1 protein-coding gene is annotated in these 240 nt (G+C 45.4%); it reads left to right on the top strand.

Features of this window, described 5'->3' with window-relative positions:
- Window positions 1-240, top strand: a 240-nt coding sequence (locus Q4528_RS15750) for a GNAT family N-acetyltransferase (protein ID WP_303522667.1), incomplete at both ends; no start/stop codon positions are given.

Below are 240 nucleotides of genomic sequence, written 5' to 3'. Positions count from 1 at the left end.
CCCGTAGATTACTCATATTGGCAGCAACGCTTAAAAGCCGAACGCTGCTTTGTGGCCTTGCAAGCTGAAACTGTAGTGGGCTTTATTGAGCTAGAGGGCTGCAATATTGATTGCTGCTATGTTTCGCCAAAATACCAAACTAAGGGTATTGCGCTACAAATGCTTCAGTATATTGAAGCGATTGCTCGCCAACAGCAAAGGGAATACTTGTTTGTTGATGCGTCTAAAGTGGCTAGGGGG

It is taken from the genome of Staphylococcus pasteuri, assembly GCF_030547725.1.
In the GTDB taxonomy this organism is placed as follows: domain Bacteria; phylum Bacillota; class Bacilli; order Staphylococcales; family Staphylococcaceae; genus Staphylococcus; species Staphylococcus pasteuri.
The sequence above is the reverse complement of the archived record's forward strand: the minus strand, read 5'-3'. Positions and strand labels throughout refer to the sequence as shown.